General features: G+C 65.3%; 18 protein-coding genes. 10 read left to right on the top strand and 8 right to left on the bottom strand.

Annotated elements, in window-relative coordinates:
* Positions 1-67 precede the first annotated feature (67 nt).
* On the top strand, positions 68-757 hold the full coding sequence (locus H1B27_RS35155; RefSeq protein WP_197969198.1) for a hypothetical protein: 690 nt from the start codon (positions 68-70) through the stop codon (positions 755-757).
* Positions 758-1,028: 271 nt separating this feature from the next.
* Here H1B27_RS35155 and H1B27_RS35150 read toward each other — a convergent pair whose 3' ends face one another.
* Both H1B27_RS35150 and H1B27_RS35145 read right to left on the bottom strand, forming a co-directional pair.
* Positions 1,029-1,799 carry an SDR family NAD(P)-dependent oxidoreductase gene (locus H1B27_RS35150; protein ID WP_197969197.1) on the bottom strand — a complete coding sequence of 257 codons (771 nt, stop codon included), beginning with the start codon at positions 1,797-1,799 and terminating at the stop codon, positions 1,029-1,031.
* A gap of 164 nt (positions 1,800-1,963) precedes the next feature.
* The gene (locus H1B27_RS35145; RefSeq protein ID WP_197969196.1) at positions 1,964-2,251 is read right to left on the bottom strand and encodes a hypothetical protein; all 288 of its coding nucleotides are present in this window, start codon (positions 2,249-2,251) and stop codon (positions 1,964-1,966) included.
* Positions 2,252-2,390: 139 nt separating this feature from the next.
* On the opposite strand from H1B27_RS35145, the gene H1B27_RS35140 reads away from it, so the two are divergent.
* The 3 genes from H1B27_RS35140 to H1B27_RS35130 all read left to right on the top strand — a co-directional run bounded on the left by H1B27_RS35140 (position 2,391) and on the right by H1B27_RS35130 (position 8,503).
* Positions 2,391-3,791, top strand: a complete 1,401-nt coding sequence (locus tag H1B27_RS35140; RefSeq protein WP_197969195.1) for a CoA transferase — start codon at positions 2,391-2,393, stop codon at positions 3,789-3,791.
* Between the two features lie 144 nt (positions 3,792-3,935).
* Positions 3,936-5,180: an efflux RND transporter periplasmic adaptor subunit gene (locus H1B27_RS35135; protein ID WP_061878053.1), complete on the top strand. Its 1,245-nt coding sequence runs from the start codon at positions 3,936-3,938 to the stop codon at positions 5,178-5,180.
* A gap of 206 nt (positions 5,181-5,386) precedes the next feature.
* Entirely contained in the window at positions 5,387-8,503 is a 3,117-nt protein-coding gene (locus H1B27_RS35130; protein WP_197969194.1) for an efflux RND transporter permease subunit, read from the top strand.
* Positions 8,504-8,506: 3 nt separating this feature from the next.
* Here the strand turns inward: H1B27_RS35130 and H1B27_RS35125 are convergent, their stop codons facing one another.
* From H1B27_RS35125 to H1B27_RS35110, 4 genes are all read right to left on the bottom strand, one after another.
* Positions 8,507-9,469 (bottom strand): amidohydrolase family protein, encoded by a 963-nt coding sequence (locus H1B27_RS35125; protein ID WP_197969182.1) that lies wholly within the window; start codon positions 9,467-9,469, stop codon positions 8,507-8,509.
* A 181-nt stretch (positions 9,470-9,650) separates the two neighbouring features.
* Positions 9,651-11,081 carry a TolC family outer membrane protein gene (locus tag H1B27_RS35120; protein ID WP_156504852.1) on the bottom strand — a complete coding sequence of 477 codons (1,431 nt, stop codon included), beginning with the start codon at positions 11,079-11,081 and terminating at the stop codon, positions 9,651-9,653.
* Positions 11,082-11,267: 186 nt separating this feature from the next.
* Complete coding sequence (locus H1B27_RS35115) at positions 11,268-12,047, bottom strand: enoyl-CoA hydratase (protein WP_061878049.1); 780 nt, start codon at positions 12,045-12,047, stop codon at positions 11,268-11,270.
* Between the two features lie 144 nt (positions 12,048-12,191).
* Positions 12,192-12,863 carry a hypothetical protein gene (locus H1B27_RS35110; protein ID WP_197969180.1) on the bottom strand — a complete coding sequence of 224 codons (672 nt, stop codon included), beginning with the start codon at positions 12,861-12,863 and terminating at the stop codon, positions 12,192-12,194.
* A 290-nt stretch (positions 12,864-13,153) separates the two neighbouring features.
* Here H1B27_RS35110 and H1B27_RS35105 point away from each other — a divergent pair, with 290 nt between their 5' ends.
* Both H1B27_RS35105 and H1B27_RS35100 read left to right on the top strand, forming a co-directional pair.
* Complete coding sequence (locus H1B27_RS35105; protein ID WP_197969179.1) at positions 13,154-13,699, top strand: sigma-70 family RNA polymerase sigma factor; 546 nt, start codon at positions 13,154-13,156, stop codon at positions 13,697-13,699.
* Positions 13,700-13,701: 2 nt separating this feature from the next.
* Positions 13,702-14,340, top strand: a complete 639-nt coding sequence (locus H1B27_RS35100) for an NrsF family protein (RefSeq protein ID WP_197969177.1) — start codon at positions 13,702-13,704, stop codon at positions 14,338-14,340.
* A gap of 16 nt (positions 14,341-14,356) precedes the next feature.
* Here H1B27_RS35100 and H1B27_RS35095 read toward each other — a convergent pair whose 3' ends face one another.
* The gene (locus tag H1B27_RS35095) at positions 14,357-15,460 is read right to left on the bottom strand and encodes a DUF2336 domain-containing protein (protein ID WP_197969176.1); all 1,104 of its coding nucleotides are present in this window, start codon (positions 15,458-15,460) and stop codon (positions 14,357-14,359) included.
* A gap of 63 nt (positions 15,461-15,523) precedes the next feature.
* Positions 15,524-16,681, bottom strand: a complete 1,158-nt coding sequence (locus tag H1B27_RS35090; RefSeq protein ID WP_197969174.1) for a GGDEF domain-containing protein — start codon at positions 16,679-16,681, stop codon at positions 15,524-15,526.
* Between the two features lie 435 nt (positions 16,682-17,116).
* Between H1B27_RS35090 and H1B27_RS35085 the strand changes: the two genes are divergently transcribed.
* The 4 genes from H1B27_RS35085 to H1B27_RS35070 all read left to right on the top strand — a co-directional run bounded on the left by H1B27_RS35085 (position 17,117) and on the right by H1B27_RS35070 (position 21,470).
* The gene (locus H1B27_RS35085) at positions 17,117-17,686 is read left to right on the top strand and encodes a sigma-70 family RNA polymerase sigma factor (RefSeq protein ID WP_061878044.1); all 570 of its coding nucleotides are present in this window, start codon (positions 17,117-17,119) and stop codon (positions 17,684-17,686) included.
* Positions 17,683-18,378, top strand: coding sequence for a zf-HC2 domain-containing protein (locus tag H1B27_RS35080; RefSeq protein ID WP_061878043.1), 696 nt, complete (start codon positions 17,683-17,685; stop codon positions 18,376-18,378). The genes H1B27_RS35085 and H1B27_RS35080 overlap by 4 nt, the downstream gene beginning before the upstream one ends.
* A gap of 16 nt (positions 18,379-18,394) precedes the next feature.
* A complete protein-coding gene (locus tag H1B27_RS35075) occupies positions 18,395-20,107 on the top strand; it encodes a S8 family serine peptidase (RefSeq protein ID WP_197969173.1) in 1,713 nt (570 codons plus the stop codon).
* Between the two features lie 586 nt (positions 20,108-20,693).
* Entirely contained in the window at positions 20,694-21,470 is a 777-nt protein-coding gene (locus tag H1B27_RS35070) for a TIGR03809 family protein (protein ID WP_061878041.1), read from the top strand.
* Positions 21,471-21,520: the final 50 nt, after the last annotated feature.

The following is a 21,520-nucleotide window of genomic DNA, read 5'->3' as shown; positions in this document are numbered from 1 at the left end:
AAGCAACCTGAAAGCGAGGCGCGCCTATCATTCGTAGTGCCCATTTTGACACGGCGGGAGTCAATATTTGCAGCTGAAAGCGCCGCAACGATCGCGCGGCCTCGCCGTCGCCGTAAAGCTTGAGCGAAGGCCCTCCCGCATCGACAGGCTGGGCCTCTGGTTCTCCAAGAGCAGAACGATCGACGGGCTTTGGATCGGGACAACCGAAAGCAAGCCTTACCCGGCGTTGCGCCGCGTGGAAGAGGCGCTCCAACTCATCAAGCGTCACGACACACTCAACTATTCCCGTATCTCCCGCAATCTCGATCGAATATGGGTACATCTGCTCCCCAGCGCCCAGGCGCACTATGATCGGTCACTGAACGCCTGCGCCCTCGATGAACGTTACGTTCTCAACGAGACAATGACACTTGAGCGGATCGCCTCTACCATCGTCCATGAAGCGACCCATGCACGGTTAGAGGGATGGGGGATCATCTATGAAGAATCGAGCCGCTATCGAATCGAGGCGGCCTGTCTTCGGCGCGAGCTCAGCTTTCTCAAGAAGCTGCCTGACGCCGGGTTCATGCAGGAGGAAATCGTTCGTACATTGGAGTGGTGTGAAAGCGACGAGAGCTACCTTTCCGACGCCAGCTTTCGGAGCCGCGAACACCAGGGCCAGATTGATACATTGCGCTATTTGAACGCACCAGATTGGCTCATACAATTTGCAATGTGGCTCATTCGCAGGCGACGTTCGCGCGTATCCGCCCCATAAGCGTCTGTGCCTCTGCGAGGAGAGAAGCGGCGAAGCATCAGACTGTTCCCCGGAAAGATTCCGGGTTTCTTCTCTGAGCCCGTCATCGGGCCGCGCTATGCGCAATTAGTTGGCTCGCAAATGCCGAGTTTGTCGAGAGATCGCGCGCCCCACGCTCAGTCGTCATACCCGCGAAAGCGGGTATCCAGTACGCCGCGGCCTCTCGGCCCAATCACAACCGTCTCTGGAATACTGGATCGCCCGGTCAAGGCCGGGCGATGACAGTGCGCCCTCAGAAATTCACGCGGTTCGAGATCGCGCCGTCCACGACCAGATTCGATCCCGTCGTGAACCCCGACACCGGGCTTGCCAGAAACACCGCAGCGCTCGCGATTTCCTGGGGCGTTGCCATGCGTCCGGTCGGGTTGCGGCTCATCGCATCCTTGTAACGCTCGGGCATGTTCTGCTCGATCATCTCCCAGACGCCGCCCTTGAAATAGACCGTGCCGGGCGAGACGACGTTGACCCGGATCCTCTTCTTCGCATATTGCCGGGCCAGTCCCTTGGCCATGTGGATCAACGCGGCCTTGACCGGACCGTAGGAGCTGGCCGTGTCCGCCTGCGCCGCGGCGATCGACGAGATGATCACGAAAGCCGCATCGCCGCTTCTCGCGCCGCTGGCTTCGAGGAACGGTCGCGCGGCATCGAATGCATGCACGGCGCCGAGTACGTCGAGCCGGAAATTCTGCTCCCAGGACGCGGGATCGCCGCCTTGCGCCATCGCGCCGGCATTGGAGAACAGCAAGTCGACGCCGCCGAGCTCCTTCGCTGCATTCTCGATCCAGGATTGCAGCGCCGCGCCGTCGGTGACGTCGACCGGGCTGCCGGTGGCCTTGATGCCGCTCGCCTTCAGCTCTGCGACGGTGGCCGCAACCTGATCGGCGTTGCGCGCGCACACCGCGACATTGGCGCCTTCACTAGCCAGCGTCGCCGCAATCGCTCGCCCGATGCCGCGCGTGCCGCCGAGGACGATGGCGTTCTTGCCTTTGAGACCGAGATCCATTGTTAGCTCCTTCTTGTTGATCGCAGGGACTGTAGCTGCTTCGAGAGACGCCCAGAAGCCTCCACGTCGACATTGCGAGCGCAGCGAAGCAATCCAGACTGCATCCGCAGCAACGGTCTGGATTGCTTCGTCGCAAGGGCTCCTCGCAATGACGCGGAGAGACCTCACTCCGGTGCCGCCCCCACCGGCGGACCGCCGGGCGGGCGGTGCAGGAAGGTCAGCGACGCATAGGCGCCGGCCCAGGAGCCGATCGCGGCGAACGCGACATAGAACGCGTTATCGGTGTAGCTGATCACCGCATAGGAGGAGAGCAGGTACCAGACCGCGCTCCAGTTCGCCGCCGGCACGCGCTTGCGCGCGATCACCGCCGAGGTGAACATGACATAGACCGCGTCGGTGGCCGCCGTCGCGATGAACACGGCGCCTGCGGTGAGGGGATCGATGGCGGCCATTGCATTCCTTCTCGTGCTGATGAATGGTCGCGAAAATTAGAGCATGATCCGGAAAGGTGTGCAGCCGTTTTCCATCGCGACAAACGCGGACCGCGTTTGCGCGGAGATCATGCTCAAGCTTCAAGGGAGGGCACCGGCCATGCAAAGCCCCGCCGACATTCTGAAGGGTATCTGGACTTCCGCCGGCGGCGATGCGGGTCCGCTCGATCGCGTGCGGCTGACCGGCACCGAGCCACAAATCCCATCCTCGTTTCGTGTCGCCGTCGCCGGCCAGACGACGATAGCTGCCGCGGGGCTCGCCGCCGCCGAAATCTGGCGACTGCGCAGCGGCGAGGTGCAGGACGTCTCCGTCGACATGCGCCACGCCGTCGCCGAATGTCGTTCCGAGCGCTATTTGCGCGTCGACGACAAGCCGCCGCCGCCGGCGTGGGACGCGATCGCCGGCGTCTACTGGACCGGCGATGGCCGCTTCGTCCGCTGCCACACCAATTTCCCGCATCACCGCGACGCCGTCTGCGAGGTGCTCGGCTGCGCGGCGGAGCGCGAGCAGGTGCAGGCGGCGTTGATGCATTGGAGGGGGGAGGATTTCGAAACTGCGGCTTACGCAGCAGGCGGCGTCGTCGCCCTGATGCGGTCCTACGACGAATGGTCCGCCTTGCCGCAGGCGCATGCGCTCGCGCAATTGCCGCTGGTCTCGATCGAGAGGATCGGCGAGGCCCCGCCGAAGCCGTGGCCAAAAGGCGATCGTCCGCTCTCGGGACTTCGTGTGCTCGATCTCTCCCGCGTCATCGCGGGCCCCGTCGCAGGCCGCACGCTCGCGGCGCATGGCGCGGACGTGCTGCTGGTGTCAGGACCGGAACTGTCCGCCATTCCCTGGCTCACCATCGATACCGGCCGCGGCAAGCTCACCACCTTCATCGAGTTGAAGAGCGAGTTCGGACGGGCGCAGCTGCGCGAGCTGCTGAAGGACGCCGACATCTTCTCGCAAGGCTATCGCCCGCGTGCGCTCGCTGCCCTCGGTTTCGCGCCGGAGGCCGCAGCGCAAATCAATCCCGGCATCGTCTATCTCACGCTGTCGGCCTATGGCCACACCGGCCCCTGGGCCGAGCGGCGCGGCTTCGACTCGCTGGTGCAGACCACGACCGGCTTCAATCATGCCGAAGGCCGGGCCGCCGGCATCGATGCTCCCAGGGAATTGCCGGCGCAAATCCTCGACCACGCCACCGGCTATCTGATGGCGTTCGGCGCGATGATGGCCAGGGCGCGCCAGGCCCGCGAAGGTGGCAGCTGGCACGTGCGCGTCTCGCTGGCGCAGACCGGACGCTGGTTGTGGAGCCTCGGCCGGCTCGACGGCGGACTGAATACCCCGGATATTGCGGGCGAGGCCGTACATGCTGCGTTCATCGAAGATATGCCATCTGGCTTCGGCACGTTGAAGGCAGTGCGTCATTCGGCAGTGCTGTCGAAGACGCCGGCACAATGGAGCCGTCCCGCGATGCCGCTCGGCACTCATCCTGCAGAATGGCCTGCGCGAAGCTGACATGAAGCTGACACGTCGCAAAACTTTAACGCAAACCGCAAGGGACCAGCGTTTTTTAGGTTGTTTGAAATCCCAATTCGGCACTATTAGCGCGACCGATGAGGCAGTCATTTGCCGAGATCGTCGCAGACACGACCGGGGCCCATGGTATTTGAAAAGACCAAGCGATTGCAGGTGCTTACAAAACAACGGGTGATCGCATCCGTAGTTCTACTCGCTCTTGCAGGCGCCGGTGCCTACGGCTTGCTTTCTTCGGGGCCAAAGCAAAAAAAGCACTCCGAGATTTCCAGCCAGTCGCGCAGGAATGCGCAGACCTTCACGCCCACGCCGTCCGAATGGGCGACGCTGACGATCGAGCCGGTCAAGGCCAAGAGCTTCCGAGCCGAGTATGTCACAGAGGGCAAGGTCGCGGTCGACGAGGACCGCTCGACGCCGGTGTTCTCGCCCTACGCGGGCAGGGTCACCAAGCTGCTGGCCAAGCCGGGCGAGATGCTGAAGCAGGGTCAACCGCTGTTTACGATCGAGGCCGCCGACACCGTGCAGGCCCAGAACGATTTCATCGCGGCGATGACCTCTCAGAACAAGGCGAAGTCGGCGCTCGAGCTCTCCGACATCCAGTTCAAGCGCGCCAAGGATCTTTATGAGGGACACGCCATTCCGCTGAAGGATTATCAGCAGGCGGAAACAACCCAGGTCCAGGCGCAGAACGACATGCGCTCCTCGGTGACGGCGCTGGAAGCCGCGCGCAACAAGCTGCGCATCCTCGGCTTCACCGACGAGACCATCAAGGCGTTCCAGGACAAGGGCACGATCAATCGGGAGGTCACGATCTATTCGCCGATCTCCGGCACGGTCGTGCAGCGCAAGATCGGCCCCGGGCAGTACGTCAATTCCGGCGCCAGCGACCCGGTCTTCGTCATCGGCGATCTCTCCACGGTCTGGCTCACCGCCTTCGTGCGCGAGAGCGACGCGGCCGCGGTGTGCATCGGGCAGGACATCACCGTCAACGTGATGGCGCTGCCGGGCCGTCCGTTCACCGCCAGGATCAACTACGTCGCCGCTGCGATCGACCCCGCCACCCGCCGCCTTCTGGTTCGCGCCACCATCGACAACAAGGACGGCCTGTTGAAGCCGGAGATGTTCGCCAACGTCACGATCTATTCGGCCGGCGACCGCGCCGCGCCGGCAGTGCCGAAGCAGGCGTTGATCTACGAAGCCGACAACGTCCGCATCTGGGTCGCGCGCGAGGACAAGTCGGTCGAGCTGCGCAAGATCAGGATCGGCCTCATCAACGGCGACCTCGTCGAGGTCACCGGCAATCTCAAGCCCGGCGAGCAGATCGTCACCAAAGGCAGCCTGTTCATCGACCGTGCAGCCTCCGGCAGCTGATCCAGAATGAATGTTGACGTGAATCAGGTCACGCACGGGCTCGCGTCACCTCGCCCCGCTTGCGGGGAGAGGTCGGATTGCATCGAAGATGCAATCCGGGTGAGGGGGACTCTCCGCGAGTCCAACTCTCGCCGTCCCTGCGGAGACTCCCCCTCACCCCAACCCTCTCCCCGCAAGCGGGGAGAGGGGGAAGGCCGTTGACCTGAATGGATCGTCTCGTTGCCCTCGCCGTCGACCGGCGCTTCCTGATGGTCGGCATGTTCGCCGCCGTGCTGATCGGCGGCCTTATCGCGTTCAACCAGCTCAACATCGAGGCCTATCCCGATCCGACCCCGCCGATGGTCGACATCGTGACGCAGAGTCCGGGCCTGTCGGCGGAGGAGATCGAGCGCTACATCACGATTCCGATCGAGACTCAGGTCGCGGGTCTGAAGAATCTCACCACCATCCGCACCATCTCGCTCTACGGCCTCTCCGACGTCAAACTCCAGTTCTCCTTCGCCTACACCTATGACGAGGCGTTGCAGCAGGTGCTGAACCGCCTGGCGCAGCTCGCGCCGCTGCCGGGCAACGTGCAGCCGCAAATCTCGCCGCTGAGCCCGATCGGAGAGATCTTCCGTTACCGCCTGGTCGGCCCGCCCAATTACAGCGTGCTCGACCTCAAGACCATCCAGGACTGGATTCTCCAGCGCCGTTTCCGCGCGGTGCCCGGCGTCATCGACGTCACCGGCTGGGGCGGCAAGAGCAAGACCTACGAGCTCCAGGTCGACTTCAACAAGCTGGTCGCCAACGGCCTGACGTTGCCGCAACTGCTCCAGGCCGTCGGCAATTCCAACGTCAATGTCGGCGGCAACACCGTCGATATCGGCCAGCAATCGGCCGTGGTGCGCGGCGTCGGCCTGATCCGCTCGATCGACGACCTCGCCAACACCATGGTGGCGCAGACCGGCGGCAATCCGGTGCTGGTCAAGGACGTCGCAACCGTCACCGTCGGCCAGAAACCGCGTCTCGGCATCGCCGGCCTCGACGAAACCGACGACATCGTGCAGGGAATCGTCCTGATGCGCCGCGGCGAGCAGAGCTCGCCGACCATCAAGCGGGTCGAGCAGCTCGTTCAGCAGATCAACAACTCCACCATTCTGCCGCCGGGCGTGCGCATCGAGCGCATCTACGACCGCAAGGACCTGATCGACCTCACCACCCACACCGTGCTGCACAACATGGTGGTCGGCATCCTGCTAATCGTGCTGTTGCAGTGGATATTCCTCGGCAATCTCCGCAGCGCGCTGATCGTCGGCGCCACCATTCCGTTCGCGCTGTTCTTCGCCGTGATCATCCTGGTGCTGCGCGGGGAATCGGCAAACCTGTTGTCGGTCGGCGCCATCGATTTCGGGCTGATCGTCGATGCCACCGTCATCATGGTGGAGGCGATCTTCCGCCGCCTGACGCAGACGACGCCGATCTCGGAATCCGAGCATACGTCGCCCGAGATGCTGTTCGGCATGAAGAGCCATGCCATCCTCAGCGCGGCCGCCGACGTCTCGCGCTCGATCTTCTTCGCCGCGGCGATCATCATTGCGGCCTTCCTGCCGCTGTTCACGCTGTCCGGGGTCGAGGGCAACATCTTCGGGCCGATGGCCCGGACCTATGCCTATGCGCTCGCCGGTGGGCTCCTTGCGACCTTCACCGTCACGCCGGCGCTGTCCGCGATCATCCTGCCCGCGCATGTCGAGGAAACCGAGACCAAGGTGATGCTGATCCTGCACCGGTTGTACTCGCCGCTGCTGCATTGGGCGGTCGCCAATCGCAACATCGTCCTCGGCGGTGCGGTCGGCCTCGTGCTGACGACGGTGGCGCTCAGCCGGCTGCTCGGCCTCGAATTCCTGCCGAAGCTGGAGGAGGGCAATCTCTGGATCCGTGCCACGCTGCCGCCGACCATCTCGCTCCACGAAGGCAACAGCTATGTCAACGAGATGCGCAAGGTGATCCGCGCCCGGCCGGAGGTCGAGTCCGTCGTGTCGCAGCACGGCCGTCCCGATGACGGCACCGACGCCGCCGGCTTCTTCAATGCCGAGTTCTTCGCGCCGCTCAAGCCCGTGAGCCAATGGCCCGGAACGCACGACAAGGAAGAGCTGACCGCGCAACTGCTCAAGCAGCTCGACGACCGCTTTCCCGGCGTCGAGTTCAACTTCTCGCAATATCTCCAGGACAACGTCTCCGAAGCCGTCTCCGGCGTGAAGGGCGAGAACTCGATCAAGCTGTTCGGCAGCGACCTCCAGGCGCTGACCGACACCGCCAACAAGATCAAGTCGGTGCTGGCCACCGTACAGGGCGTCACCGACCTTGCCGTGTTCACCTCGCTCGGGCAGCCGACCATCCAGATCGACATCGACCGCGCCAAGGCCGCGCGCTACGGCCTTGCGCCGGGCGACATCAATGCCACTATCAAGGTCGCAATCGGCGGCGACACCGCCGGCGACCTTTATGAGCCCGGAAGCGACCGCCACTTCCCGATCATCGTTCGCCTCGCGCCGGAATACCGCCGGAGTGCCGAGGCGATCCAGAATTTGCGGATCGGCGCGCCCGGGCCGAACGGCACCGTCACGCAGATTCCCCTGAGCGAGGTCGCCACCATCAGCCTCGTCTCCGGCGCGGCCTATATCTATCGCGAGCAGCAGGAGCGCTATCTGCCGATCAAGTTCTCGGTGCGCGAGCGCGATCTCGGCAGCGCCATCCGCGAGGCACAGGACAAGATCGCCGAGCAGGTGCAGCTGCCGCCGGGCTCGCACATGGAGTGGGTCGGCGAGTTCGGCAATCTCCAGGACGCGATCCGGCGGCTGTCGATCGTGGTGCCGATCTCGCTGGCGCTGATCGGCGTGCTGCTCTGGTTCAATTTCGGCTCGATGACCGACACGCTGCTCGCGATGAGCGTGATTCCGATGGCGATCTTCGGCGGCGTGCTGGGCCTGCTGATAACAGGCACGGCGTTCAGCGTCTCCGCGGCAATCGGTTTCATCGCGCTGTTCGGCATCGCCGTGATGGACGGCATCATCATCCTCTCGCAGTTCAACCAGCTCATCGAAGAGGGCATGGACCGCATGAGCGCGGTGGTCCGCACCGGCGAGCTTCAGCTCCGCCCCGTGCTGATGACCTGCGTCGTCGCGGGCGTCGGCCTGTTGCCGGCGGCGCTGTCGGAAGGCATCGGCTCGCAGGTGCAGAAGCCGCTCGCGGTCGTCGTCGTCACCGGCATGATGCTGGCGCCGCTCGTGATATTGGTGACCTTGCCGGTCCTGATCTCGTTCTTTTCCCGCCGCGCGCGCTGACCGTCAGAACCCGTAGAGCCGCGCCGGATTGTCGACCAGGATCTTCTTGCGCACGTCCGCATCCGGCGCCCACACCGGAAGCTGGTTGAGCAGGCGGCCGTCGTCGATCTGATAGAAAGGAGCGATGTCGGTGGGCTTGCGTCCCTCGACGCGGCTGGAATCCGGATGTGGCCAGTCGGTGCCCCAGACGATCCGGTCCGCATTGGCCGCGATCAGCGCGCGGGCATAGGGCACCATGTCCTGATAGTCGGGTGCGAGCTTCGACGAGCGATAGGCGCCCGAGATCTTCACATAGGCCTTGCCGGACTTGACGAGGGCAACCAGGTCGGCAAATCCCGGCTGCTCCAGCCCAAATGAGGCCTCGAGCCCGCCGAAATGGTCGAACACGGCGGGCACGGGCGACGCCTGCACGAGATCCTTTATCGCCGAGATCATCGCCGGCGTCGTGTAGAGCTGCACGTGCCAGCCGCGCGCCTTCACGCGCTCGACGGCTCTGGTGAAGCGGGCGCGGCCGACATTGGGGTCGTTGATGCTCCCGGTCGCCAGATTGATGCGGATGCCGCGGAAGCCTTCCGCCTGCATGGTATCGAGCTCCGCTTCCGTGGTCTTGTCGTCGATCACGGCGACCCCGCGCGCGGTCGCGCCACGCGCCTTCATGCCGAACAAGGTGGAGGAATTGTCGGTGCCGTAGACGCTCGGCGTCACGATCACCACGCGCTCGATATGCAGCGCCTTGTGCAGCGCCGCCATTTCTCCGGGGCTCGCCGGCTCCGGCGTATAGACGCGCCCCGCGAAGAACGGAAATCTCTGGGGGTCGCCATGAATGTGGGTGTGGCAGTCGCAGGCATGCGCCGGGATGTCGAAATTGATCGGCGTTGCGGGTTGCGCCGCACGGGCGCGGGCTTTGCTGGTCATGGCTACTCCGGCGGCAAGGGAGGCAAGCAGGACGCTGCGTCGGTCGAGCACGGCTTCCCTCGTTCTTTGGAAATGCGGCTGGGACGGTATCAGATCCGCCGGGTGAGCTGCTGCCCCTGGCTGCATAGCTGCTCAACAAGGCCCGCAAGCGGACGTGAGCCGTCAACGCGTCCGACCGGGCACCGTCAAGACGGCGACCGGTGCGGAGAGCTTTGGAGGCGCTGCGGGACGCCTACTGCCCCGACGGCGTACGCAGGCCGTGCCAGGCGTCGCGGACCTGGTGGTAATGCACCTCGGGCAGGTAGTCCGGCGTGTTCAGGTTCAACGTCTTGACGTCGAGATGGCCAATGGCGCTGAGCAGCGTGTAGGAGGCGATCACGCGGTCGCGTTGCGCGCCGATGAGGCGGGCCTTGGCCTGGATCAGATCGGCTTGCGAGTTCAAGACGTCCACGGTCGTGCGCTGTCCGCCGGCCGCCTCACGCTGCACGCCCTGGAGCGCGACGGTCGCCGCCTTCACCTCGGACTCCGAGGCCGAGACCGTGACCTTGGCACCTTCATTGGCAACCCATGCGCTGACCACCGCCGTGCGCGCCTGGTTGCGCACCTGGTCGAGCACGAGCCGGCTCTGTGCCGTGATCTCCTTGGCCTGCCGGGTCTGTGCCGCAGCCTGACCGCCGTCGTAGATCGGCGCGGTGACGTTGGCGACGATGGAGGCTTGGTCTTCGGCGAAGGTGCCTAGCGTCGGGTCGTTGTTGCGGCTCTTGCTTGCGCTGCCCTGGATGCTGGCGCTCGGCAGCAGCGTGCCTTCGGCGATGCGGATGTTGGTGGAGGCGACATCGACGTCGAAGCTTGCGGCCATCACCGCCGGATGCTGGCGGATCGCCATCGTCACGGCGTCTTCGCGGCTCTTCGGCAGATAGCGGTCGACGGCCTCGGCGGGCCGAAGCTGCGATGGCGCATTGCCGATCACCTGCGCATAGGTCGCCTGGCTGACGGCGAGCGCGACCTCGGCCGCGTTGAGATCGGCAAGGCCGCGATTGAGACGGGCCTCGGCCTGCGCGGTGTCGGTCGGCGTGACATCGCCGGCGTTGAGACGGCGCTGGGTGACCGCCAGTGTTTCGCGCAAGAACGCGACGTTGGAACGCTGTGCCTCGACCAGCGACTGGTTGGCGAGCACGTTGGTGTAGGCGGTGACCGCATCGAGCAGGACGCCCTGGCCGACATTGCGCAGTGCCTCGCGGCCCGACTGCACCTGGAGTTCGGCGGCCCGCACGCTGTTGGCGGTGCGGAAACCGTTGAACAGGGTCTGCGTCACTGTGACGCCGATGATCCAGGGTTTCAGGTTGGCGGTCTGGATGGTGTTGTCGGGCAACAGATTGCGCACCGATTGCAGGCCGGCGCTGAGGCTGGCCAGGATCTGCGGCCGGTAGCCGGCGAGCGCCTGCGGTACGTTCTCGTCGGTCGCGCGCTGGCGCGCGCGCTCGGCATTGAGCTGCGGGTTGGTCTGGTAGGCCTTGGCCAGCGCCTCCGGCAGGGCCTCGGCCCAGGCGTTAGAGGGGAGGGCGCAAGAGAGCGCCAGCGTGGCCCATGTCGCAAACGCGGGACCCACGCCCGATCGATGCCGCGTCACCCCGCGACCAGCTCTGGCGATACGCCCAATCATATGTTCCCGCGAAATTCCCGGCTGTCCGCCCCCGCCGACGGCGGTCCTCTTAACTGTTAAACCAGCCAAGGTCCCGCAGGCAAACTGCCGCGGGGGAAACCCCCATGAAATCCGTGCTTGTTGCAGCTCCGTCACAGCATTCTGCGGGAGCGCGGCAGAGCCTTACGCCGGCCTGACCGGTTTGCCTTACCGGTTCTTGTTCACCGGCTTGCGCTTCTCGATGAACGCAGCCATGCCCTCGGAGCGGTCCTCGAGCGCGAAAGTCGAGTGGAACAGATTGCGCTCGACGCTCATGCCCTCGGCGAGCGTGGTCTCGAAGGCGCGGTTCACCGCTTCCTTGGCCATCGCGGCCGCAGGGCGCGACATCGCGGCGATCTTCTCGGCTGCCGCCATCACTTCGTCCATGAGCTTGTCGGCGGGTACGATGCGGCTGACGAGGCCCGAGCGCTCGGCTTCCGCCGCATCCATCATCCGGCCGGTGAGGCAGAGGTCCATTGCCTTGGACTTGCCGATCGCGCGTGTCAGGCGCTGGGTACCGCCGATGCCGGGAATGGTGCCCAGCGTGATCTCGGGCTGGCCGAACTTCGCGGTGTCGGCGGCGATGATGAAATCGCACATCATGGCGAGCTCGCAGCCGCCGCCCAGCGCATAGCCGGCAACCGCCGCGATCGTCGGCTTGCGGCAACGCGCGACGCGGTCGCCGCCGATCGCGGCGAAATCCTCCGAGAACATGTCGATGAAGCCCTTGGGCTGCATCTCCTTGATGTCGGCGCCGGCGGCAAAGGCCTTATCGTTGCCGGTCACGACGATGCAGCCGATGGCATCATCTGCCTCGAGATCGTCGACCGCCGCGGCGATCTCGCGGAAGACGCCGAAGGAGAGTGCGTTGAGCATCTTCGGCCGGTTCAGCTTGACGATGCCGACCGCGCCTTTGCTTTCGACGATGATGTGTTCGAACGTGCTCATGCTCCACCCACGCTTTTGATTGGGTGGGCAATGTGCCCGCTGGCGCGATGGGCTTCAAGGGGCTGCAGGCCGCCGGAACGCGACGAGGGCGCGTTCCGGACGAGGTCCGTCAGGCAGGTACCCGGGCCGGGAAGCGGCCGGCAATCACGCCATGAGCATCCGCGCGGCGGACGCCAGCGTCAGCAGCGTGCCGACGCCGATGAAGATCTTGCCGATCAGGGAGCTCTGATCCCAGGCCGAGCTCTGGTGGCTGCTTGCCATCACCGGCGCGGGCCGCGGCTGTGCCTCGGTTGCGGCAATCACCGCCTTCTGCCCCGGCGTCTCCTGTTGCAGGGCGCGATCGATGTCGTTGAGCTGATCGGGTGCGACGACCTGGCTTTCGGCCGGCGCGACGTTGGTATTATCGGCTGCAGCCTGGACATTGTCGTTGGCGCGGTTCGTCATCGCGGAGGCGGCAGCCGCAGTCGGCGTATCCGTGGCGAGCTGCGCGTTGGCATTGGCGACCTCCGGCGGCATCTGGCTCGACACCGGCACCTCACTGCCTGCCTTGTTGTCGTTCTTGTTGCCGTTCCTGGCCTCGTCAGCACGTGCCGCGGCGCCCTTCCTGTCGGCCTTGTCGTCGGATTTCTGCGTCGTCTTGCTGCTGCTGGTGCGACGCGAGTCTTGGCGCCGGTGCTTGGCCGTGTCGGCCTGCTGGTCCGCGCTGTCCGCTTTATTGCTTGCGGCCGAATTCGGCGCCGCCTGTGCAATGCCTCCGAACAGCAAGAAAAGCCCGGCCAAGACGATCAGGGCCGCGCGTGCGCTGGCTTTCATCATGTTGACGATCTCCCCAATTCCGCCCGTCCCGGCAGCGAACAGAGACCCCGCGGCGTGACGACAGCGGGGCAGAAAATGGGAATCTTCGGGCTAGAGCCGGCAAAAACGGGGCAGACCGCCCCTCGCGGCCGGCCGCCCGATGCGGAACGCGCCGATCGGTGTTATGAGCCGCCCCAGAGATGTTTACGGCCGCTTCGGTCGCGAGGTGCCGGCTCGATCACGAATTCGTGATCTATCCGGCGCCACGTAACAAATTGAAAGAGCGGCCGAATTGCTTGGTGAGGGCGCGCGTGCGCGGACGTGAGGACGAATGGACCGGCCTGATGCGGTCGGCCATGGCTGGCGATGACGCAGCGTATCATCGCCTGTTGAAGGCCATCACGCCGGTGCTGCGCGCTGCCGCGAGGCGCGGGTTGGCGCGGGCAGGTCAGCCTCCCGACCAGGCCGAGGATATCGTGCAGGAGATTCTGTTGGCGGTGCATCTGAAACGGCACACTTGGGACAGCGAGGCTCCCTTCGCGCCCTGGCTGTTTGCGATCGGCCGCAACAAGCTGATCGACGCGCTCCGCCGGCGCGGCAAGCGCGTGTTCGTCAACATCGACGATTTCGCAGAGACGCTGCCGGGCGAGGTGCCGCAGGAGACCGCGTCGGCCGCCGAGGTCGCCGCCCAACTGGGCACGCTGCCGCAGCGTCAGCGCGACGTGCTGCAATCGGTCGCCGTCGAGGCGGCCTCGATCAAGGATACGGCGGCGAAGTTTTCGATGAGCGAGGGTGCGGTGCGGGTCGCGCTGCATCGCGGACTTGCGGCGCTGACGGCCAAACTGCGAGACCATTAGTCATGGACACCGATCAACTCATTCGCTCGCTCGCAGCCGACAACGCGCACCGCGCTCCACGCGTCGGCGCCGTGCTGGCCATGGCGCTGCTGGTGGCCGCGCCGTTTTCGATCCTGTTTTTTGCGACATTCCTCGGCGTGCGCGCCGACGTGATGAGCGCCATGCACAACCCGTTCTTCGACATGAAGTTCGCGGTGACGCTGTCGCTCGCAATCCCCGCGATCATCATCAGCCTGCATTTGTCGCGTCCCGAAGCCCTGCTGCGCGGCTGGGCCTGGCTGCTGCTGCTGCCGGTCGGGCTGCTGGCGGTTGCGATCGGCAGCGAGGCGATGATGGCCCCGGCCATGCCGATGACGATGCGCTTGATGGGCAAGAACTCCAGGATATGCCTGGTCGCGATCCCTGCGATGTCGCTGCCGCTGCTTGCGGGGGCGCTGTTCGGCCTGCGCCACGGCGCGCCGTCAAGCCCCGCGCTCGCCGGCGCGCTCGCCGGGCTGGTGTCGGCCGGCCTCGCCGCGACCCTCTATGCCTCGCACTGCACCGACGACTCGCCCCTGTTCGTCGCGACCTGGTACACGCTCGCGACCGCGCTGGTAACGGCGATCGGCGCGCTGGTGGGATCGAAGGTCCTAAGATTCTAGTCCAGATCCTGCGGCTTCACTCCGCCGGCGTCGCGCCCAGCTGCATGCGGTGGAAGCGCAGCACCTGCTGCGCGGTCGATGGACGCAGCGCCTCATAGCTGTCGCGCAGCGTCAGAATGTCGGTCTGCGACCCGCCGGAGAGCTTCTCGCGCATGGCGATGATGGCGCGCACGCTCGACCATTGCATGCCAGCGACCTTGGCGAGGATCATCACGCCTTCGGTACGGCTCTCGATCATCATGGTCTCGGCCGTCTCGACCGTGACGCCGGCGAGCGCAGCCAGCCCCGCATTGGTCTCGTCGAACTTGCCCTGCTCGGCGAAGGTTGTGACCTGAAACTCGTTGAGCCGGCCGTCGTCGTGCAGCGATTTCACCAGCGCGCGGGCCAATTCGGTCTGCTTCGTCATGGCGGCAGCGCGAACCCGTTGGGCCGCTTGCTGGACTACGCTCGAGACCTCATCCGCAAGCTCGGGATGCGCGGCCGCAAGCTTCCTGCGCACGCTCGAGGATGCCTTGGCGACCAGTCTCAGATAGTGATGGCGCGGCAGGTCGGGCCGCAGGCCGATGCAGCTGGCGAGGTCGTCGTCGCGCTCGGCGCGGATGACGAGCTCGGTGAGACTTCCATCGGAAAGCCGCGCGCCCGGATTCCGGACGGTCGACTGCACCACGTCCTCGTTGCCGCGCGTCACCAGCACGTCGGTCAGTGCTTCCGACAGCATCCGCCGTAGCGAGATCGCCTTGAGATGCGCCTGGCCCCTGGTGCGTGCGATCTCGAGCAGGGTCGCCTCGTCCAGCCGTTCCGATTTCGACAGCACCGGGCCGGAGACCTCGATGACCTCGTCGAGCGCGAGCGTGCGGATGATTTTCGGCGGCGCAGCCGCGATCGGTGCGAGGCGTTCGGCGAGCAGCGCCCTGGCCGACGTCTCGATCTGCCCGATCAGGCATTGGAACACGTCGTCGAACACGCGAATGTGGTCGTCGGAATAGTCCACTGCATTGCCCACGAAGAGATCGGTGATGCGGCGCAGCGTCTCGACCCGGCGCGCAACGGTGCCGTGCGTGAGGGCAGCCTGTAATTCGTCGAGCAGGTTTTCGGATGGTCTTGCGGATTTGGATCTCATTGCCCTGTCCTGGAGCGTTCGGCCCGGCAACGGCTTCTGCCGCGCCGGGAGAAAATGGATTGGTCAGCTCGTCACAATGGAGTTGCGCCCTTGCGCCTTGGCGGAATAGAGCGCGCGGTCGGCGCGCGCGAGAAACGTGTCGGCAGTATCGATGTCGCGCAGCGTCGCGACGCCCGCGGAAATGGTCACCCGCATGCCCGGAGAGAACGCGCTCCAGTCGAGATCGGCGACGATGCCGCGCAACCGCTCCAGCATGCGCTGCGCGACGTCGCCCGGCATGCCCGGCAGCAGCAGCAGGAATTCCTCGCCGCCGTATCGGCCGAAACTGTCGGCCGGGCGGATGTTGGCGAAAATGGTGATCGCGAAGGTGCGCAGCACCTCGTCGCCGACGGGATGGCCGAAGGCGTCGTTGATGCGCTTGAACCAGTCGAGATCGATCAGCGCGATCGCGCACGGCGTGGATGCCTGCCGCGACTTTTCGATCTCGGCGTCGAGAAGCCGCATGATGCAGCGGCGGTTGTAGGCGCCGGTGAGTTCATCGAGCTCGGCCAGTTCCTCGATGCGCTGATAGGCCGCCTTCAGTTCGATGCTGCGCCGGTACAGGATCTTGCGCAGGGTGGCGCCGAACAGGCCGAGAAAGGCGCACTGGCCGATCACCAGCACGAAGCAGAGCATCGAGGCGGCTCGCTGCAGACGCGTCGTGACCGGCAGTCCGATCGGCAGGTCCGATCCCAGGAAAACCGCGGCGAGCCCGCAGGTGGCAAGGCCCCAGGTGAGCATCGCCTGCCCCGACGTCATACGCAGTGTGCCGAACGCGAAGATCAGAAACAACACGGCCAGGAACGCGACCCCGACGGTCGGTACCGCGAGCAGGAACGCCAGTTGCAGCGCCATATGCGCCGAGATCTGATAGACGGTGAGGTAATGATCCTTGAACCGGTCGCCGAAGCCGGCTTCGGACAGCACCGTGAACGTACCGATGATGATGAGGCCGCCGATCCAGAACAGTGACGGAACGCCCATCGAGATCGTGCCGTCATAGGCGTAGAGCAGCAGGACCGAGGCGCCAAGCGAGTAGCTTGCGACCTGGCCCATATACATCTGGCGGCGCTGCCGGGCCCGGCGCGCCCTGACTTCGGGGGCTGCCGTCTCAGGCGCGAGGACGAGGTCCGCGGCCTCTGCGGCATTCCTCTCGGGAAAGGACGTCGCGGCCGTGCTCATGGTCCCGCCAATGGTGGATGTCAGCGCAAAAATCTACGTGGCAAGCCTTTAGGTTTGGTATCCTTTGAAACCGAATCCGAATCCTGCAGCACGGAACAAGATGATCAGCCATCGCGCGATCTTACCGGCGATCCTGCATCGTGTGCGATGCGGTCGAGCCAAAGCAGGGCTTGGTGCGACAAACCTGGTGCAGGACTGCTATGGAACCGGACCAGGCCGGCGCCTGTGCCGCAAAGGCCGTCCGCAGGGAAAGTATCTCAGTACTATGTTACCGATTGGGATAGACGCCGCTAACCGCCGCGGATGGGACGATAAAAGTGCGCCTGTGTGGGGTAGCTCACACTGGCCCCCGGATGATTGCGGTAGTTTGAACAATTTTGCCTTCCCCGTCGAACCGCCTGCCGCATCGACCCGACCAACTTTGCGAGACGGCCATTGAGCGTGACACAAGCGGCTTCCGACGAGGTCCTGATCGCCAGGATCGCCCAAGGTGACCGGCTCGCCATGCAGGTGCTGTACGGGCGGCACCATGTCAGGGTTTACAGGTTCGGACTGCGGCTCGTGCGGGACGAGCAGGCGGCGGAAGACCTCATCAGCGAGGTGTTTCTCGACGTCTGGCGTCAAGCCGGCAAGTTCGAGGGCCGATCGGCGGTTTCCACCTGGCTGCTGGCAATCACCCGATTCAAGGCCCTGTCTGCGCTCCGGCGCAGGAAGGATTTCGAACTGGACGAAGAGGCCGCGAACGCGATCGAGGACACGTCCGACGATCCGGAAACGGTGGTGCAGAAGAAGAATACCAGTGAGGCGTTGCGGGAGTGTCTGACGGGCCTTTCGCCGGAACACCGGGAAATCGTCGATCTCGTCTACTACCACGAGAAGTCCGTGGAAGAGGTGGCCGGAATCGTCGGAATTCCCGAGAACACTGTGAAGACGCGCTTGTTCTATGCGCGCAAGAGACTGGCCGAACTGCTGAAGGCAGCCGGCGTTGAGCGAGGCTGGCCATGATGGCGTTGAGCAAGAAGATGCTGGAGCAAGAGCCCAGTGAGATTGAACTGCTGCTGCCGTGGCACGCCGCCGGTACGCTGAGCGCGCGCGATGCGCGCCGCGTCGAGGAAGCGCTGGCGCGCGATCCCGAGCTTGCCAGGCAATATGCCGTGATCCGCGGCGAGTACGAAGAGACCATCCATCTGAACGAGAGCCTAGGAGCTCCGTCGGCGCGGGCGATGCAGAAGCTGTTCGCCGCGATCGACGCTGAGCCGGCACGGGCGAGCGCCTCGTTGCCGCTGTCGGCGCGCATCTCGACCTTCTTCGCGAGCCTGTCGCCGCGCACGCTGGCGTGGTCGGCGGGCCTCGGCGCTGTCGCGCTCGTGCTGCAGGCCGGAATCATCGGCGCCGTGCTGATGAGAAACCAGCCGGCGACCTTCCAGACGGCTTCGCTCTCGACCAGCGCCCCGATCACACGCGAATTTGGCAGCACGGCCGCGCCTGCGCGCGCGCTGGTGCGATTCACGCCGGAGGCACGCGTCGCCGACATCACGGCGCTGCTCGACAGCTATCAGGCTTCGATCATTGGCGACGCCAAGGGCGGCATGTTCCGCCTCCAGTTCGACAAGGCGATGAGCCAGGACGAGCTCGCCTCGCTGCTCGGCAGGATGCAGCGCGAGAAGGTCGTCAACCTTGCCGTGGCGGCGCCCTAGGCGCGCCGCTGGGCCGATGACGGGCAATTCCGACAGCAGGGTGCGTGCCGGGGCGTACGCTTCGTCCATCGGAGCCGCCCTTCTGGTCGCCTCTTGTCTCGGCGTCGAGGTTGCGCAGGCGCAGGCGATCATGCGTACGCCTACGATCAGCGTTCCCTCGCGCATCCCGACGATCTCCCCGAGCATTGCCCCGCGGGTCAACCCGACCCTATCCGCCAGGGCGGTGTCGGTCGACCGCGGCCCGCGTCCGATCACGACCGCCCGGATTCCTTCGGCGCGGATCGGATTGACGCCGGTGCTGCCCTATGCGCGCTACTCTCCCAACCTCTATCCGGCCTGCACGGCGCCCTATCGGTCTGCCGACGGCGAATGCCTGGCACAGGCGAACGCGGGCGGCGAGGGCAGTGGAAAATCGGGCAACAAGAAGAGCGCCCGTAAGGGGCGCGGCAACAACACGCCGGTCGCGGTGAACCAGCGCAGCTTCGCAGGCGAATTCGTCGCCGAGATCGACGGCAGTCTGTCGGTGACGGAGGCCGACGAGCTTGCGCGTCGCCACGGCCTCGCGCGCGTCGCATCCCAGAATTTTCCGCTGATCGGGGCGACGTTCGGCCTGTTCCGCATCACCGACGGCCGGCCCGCCGAGACGGTACGGCGCGAGTTCGCGGCCGACGGCAGCGTGCGCTCGGTCCAGCCGAACTTCCGCTACGCGCTCCAGGACCAGAAATCGTCCGTACCGGTCGAGGGCGATCCTGCGCAATATGCGCTGGCAAAACTCCGCCTGCCGCAGGCGCATGCGCTGGCGCACGGAGCCAACGTTACAATTGCCGTGATCGACTCCGGCATCGACGCCAAGCATCCCGAACTCGCGAATTCCGTCGCCGACAGTTTCGACGCGCTCGGCAGTGCCGAGGGGCCGCACGTCCACGGCACCGGCATCGCCGGTGCCATCGTGGCGCATGCCCGCCTGATGGGCAGCGCGCCCGAGGCGCGCATCATCGCCATCCGGGCCTTCGGCGGCACCAACGGCGGCGCCGAGAGCTCGTCCTACATCATCCTGCGGTCGCTGAATTACGCCGCCGAGCACGGCGCGCAGATCATCAATATGAGCTTTGCCGGTCCGAAGGACGCGATCATCGAGCGCGCGATCGCGGCGACGGCCGCACGCGGCCTCGTGCTGATCGCGGCCGCCGGCAATGCCGGCGCGAAATCGCCACCGCTCTATCCGGCTGCCAATCCCAATGTGATCGCGGTCAGCGCGACGGATCAGCAGGACAGGCTGTTCTCCGCCTCCAACCGCGGCAACTTCATCGCGGTCGCAGCCCCCGGCGTCGACATCTTCCTGCCGGCCCCTGCCGGCAAGTACCAGATGACGTCGGGAACCTCGTTCTCGGCGGCCTATGTCTCCGGCGTCGCGGCGCTGCTCCTCGAGCGCAACCACGCCTTGAAGCCGGAAGCGCTGCGCATGACGCTGGCGAAGACCGCGCGCGATCTCGGCTCACCAGGACGCGACGACCTTTTCGGCGACGGTCAGGCCGACGCCTTTGCCGCGGTCATGGCGGTGCCCGCCGACAGCGCGACGCCCGTTGCGGCTGCGTCCGGTACAACAAAACGTGAAGATGCCGAGAAGCGTCGCGGCGAGCCCGGCAGCCGTGCGATCGAGCAACCGTCGTTGTCGGGCTCGGACGAAAAGTCCGCGGTTTCTCAGGCAGATAGACCGGCGGCGAGATAGCGGCTGCGACAAGGATGCGCACGGGCCGAAGCTCAAAAAAGCGAACCCTCGCATTGAACGTTCAGCCAGCTGCCACGACCAACTGATGTGGGAGCGGTCATCCCTCCCCATCAGTCATATCAGGCGCGAGCGCCCATCCACCCCAAGCGCCCATATGGCTTGACCCGTCCGGTTGTCCCCCCGGACGGGTCTTTTCTTTTCAGCGCGTTCTTGAGCGAAGTGGCCGCCGGTTCGCGGGACGAAAACGCGTCAAACCGAGGATCCAGAGCGTCGGTTCTGATTCAACCGGAACCGAAGCTTTCGGCATCCGGTCTTTTGAGGCTCCGCATTCGTTCAGCTTGCGGTTGAGGATCACCGCAGCCGTCCGTTGCCGTCGCTCGCGCAACGAACCGCAACTCCGTTATGCTTGTGCGAAGCTTGACTCGAAAACGCAGCAAATTTCCGAAGGACTACGGTATTTGATGACGAATGCCGTGTCGCTGCTGGACAAGTCAAATCTTTTCCACAAAATATTCATGTCGCGTCTAAATTGATTCGTGTGCGTTGCGTCCCCCGCGTCCGTATTTTTTTCCTGACGGGCTGGTTCATGACACATCGCCAAGAGTTCGTTCGCGACGCAGCCGCCGGCCGCGCCATCGCGGCGCGCTGGTGCGCTCTCGCCGAACAGCGCCTGCAACATCTCTCCGAGATGTTCGAGACCGGCCGCTGGCGCCGGTATCATTCCGAGATCGAATTCCTTGAAAACATCCAGGAAGCCAAGCGTGCGGTCCAGACCTGGCGCGCGCTCGCAACCGGCGGGGACGTCGCCGAGGCGGCTGCAAGCGTGACGCCCGCATTCGGTTGGTCGCCGGCGACGATGCCCCGCATGGCACCGCGCGAGCACCAGGCGCAGACCGTCCAGCCCAAGGCCGTTCACATCGCGCCTGAGACCACGGTGGCAGTCAGGCTCGATCAGAAGCCGGACGTGCTCGCGGAGATCACCGAGGCGCCGATCGCGGCGGTGTTGCCATCCGTCGCGATGGCGCCGCCCACTGCACCTGTCGCGGTGGCTTCGTTTACCGCCCCCGCCGAGATGCCGCCGCTCAAGGCTCCCGCCGCGAGGGCGCCGCTAAGCGCACCTGCCGTGAGATCACCCCTTGCGCCCGCCGCCATGACGCCGTTCACCGCGCCCGAAGTGAGGCCGCCGCTCGCGGTGCCTGCCGCGAAGTTGCCGAAGTCGGCGCCTGCGGCGATGGCAGCGCTCCTCCCGCAGTTCGCCCCGCCGGCCGAGGAAATCGTCGCAGCCCCCGAGCGCGTCGTCGAATTCACCTTCAGCCTCGACGGCCTCGAAGCCAAATACCCGCTGCTCAGAAACGCGTTCTAAGGCGGTGGGTGAGGCCCGAGCAGAGTCGGCCGCCTCTCTCGCCCCCTCAT

Origin of the sequence: Bradyrhizobium diversitatis, from assembly GCF_016031635.1 — a bacterium.
GTDB lineage: Bacteria > Pseudomonadota > Alphaproteobacteria > Rhizobiales > Xanthobacteraceae > Bradyrhizobium > Bradyrhizobium diversitatis.
The sequence above is the reverse complement of the archived record's forward strand: the minus strand, read 5'-3'. Positions and strand labels throughout refer to the sequence as shown.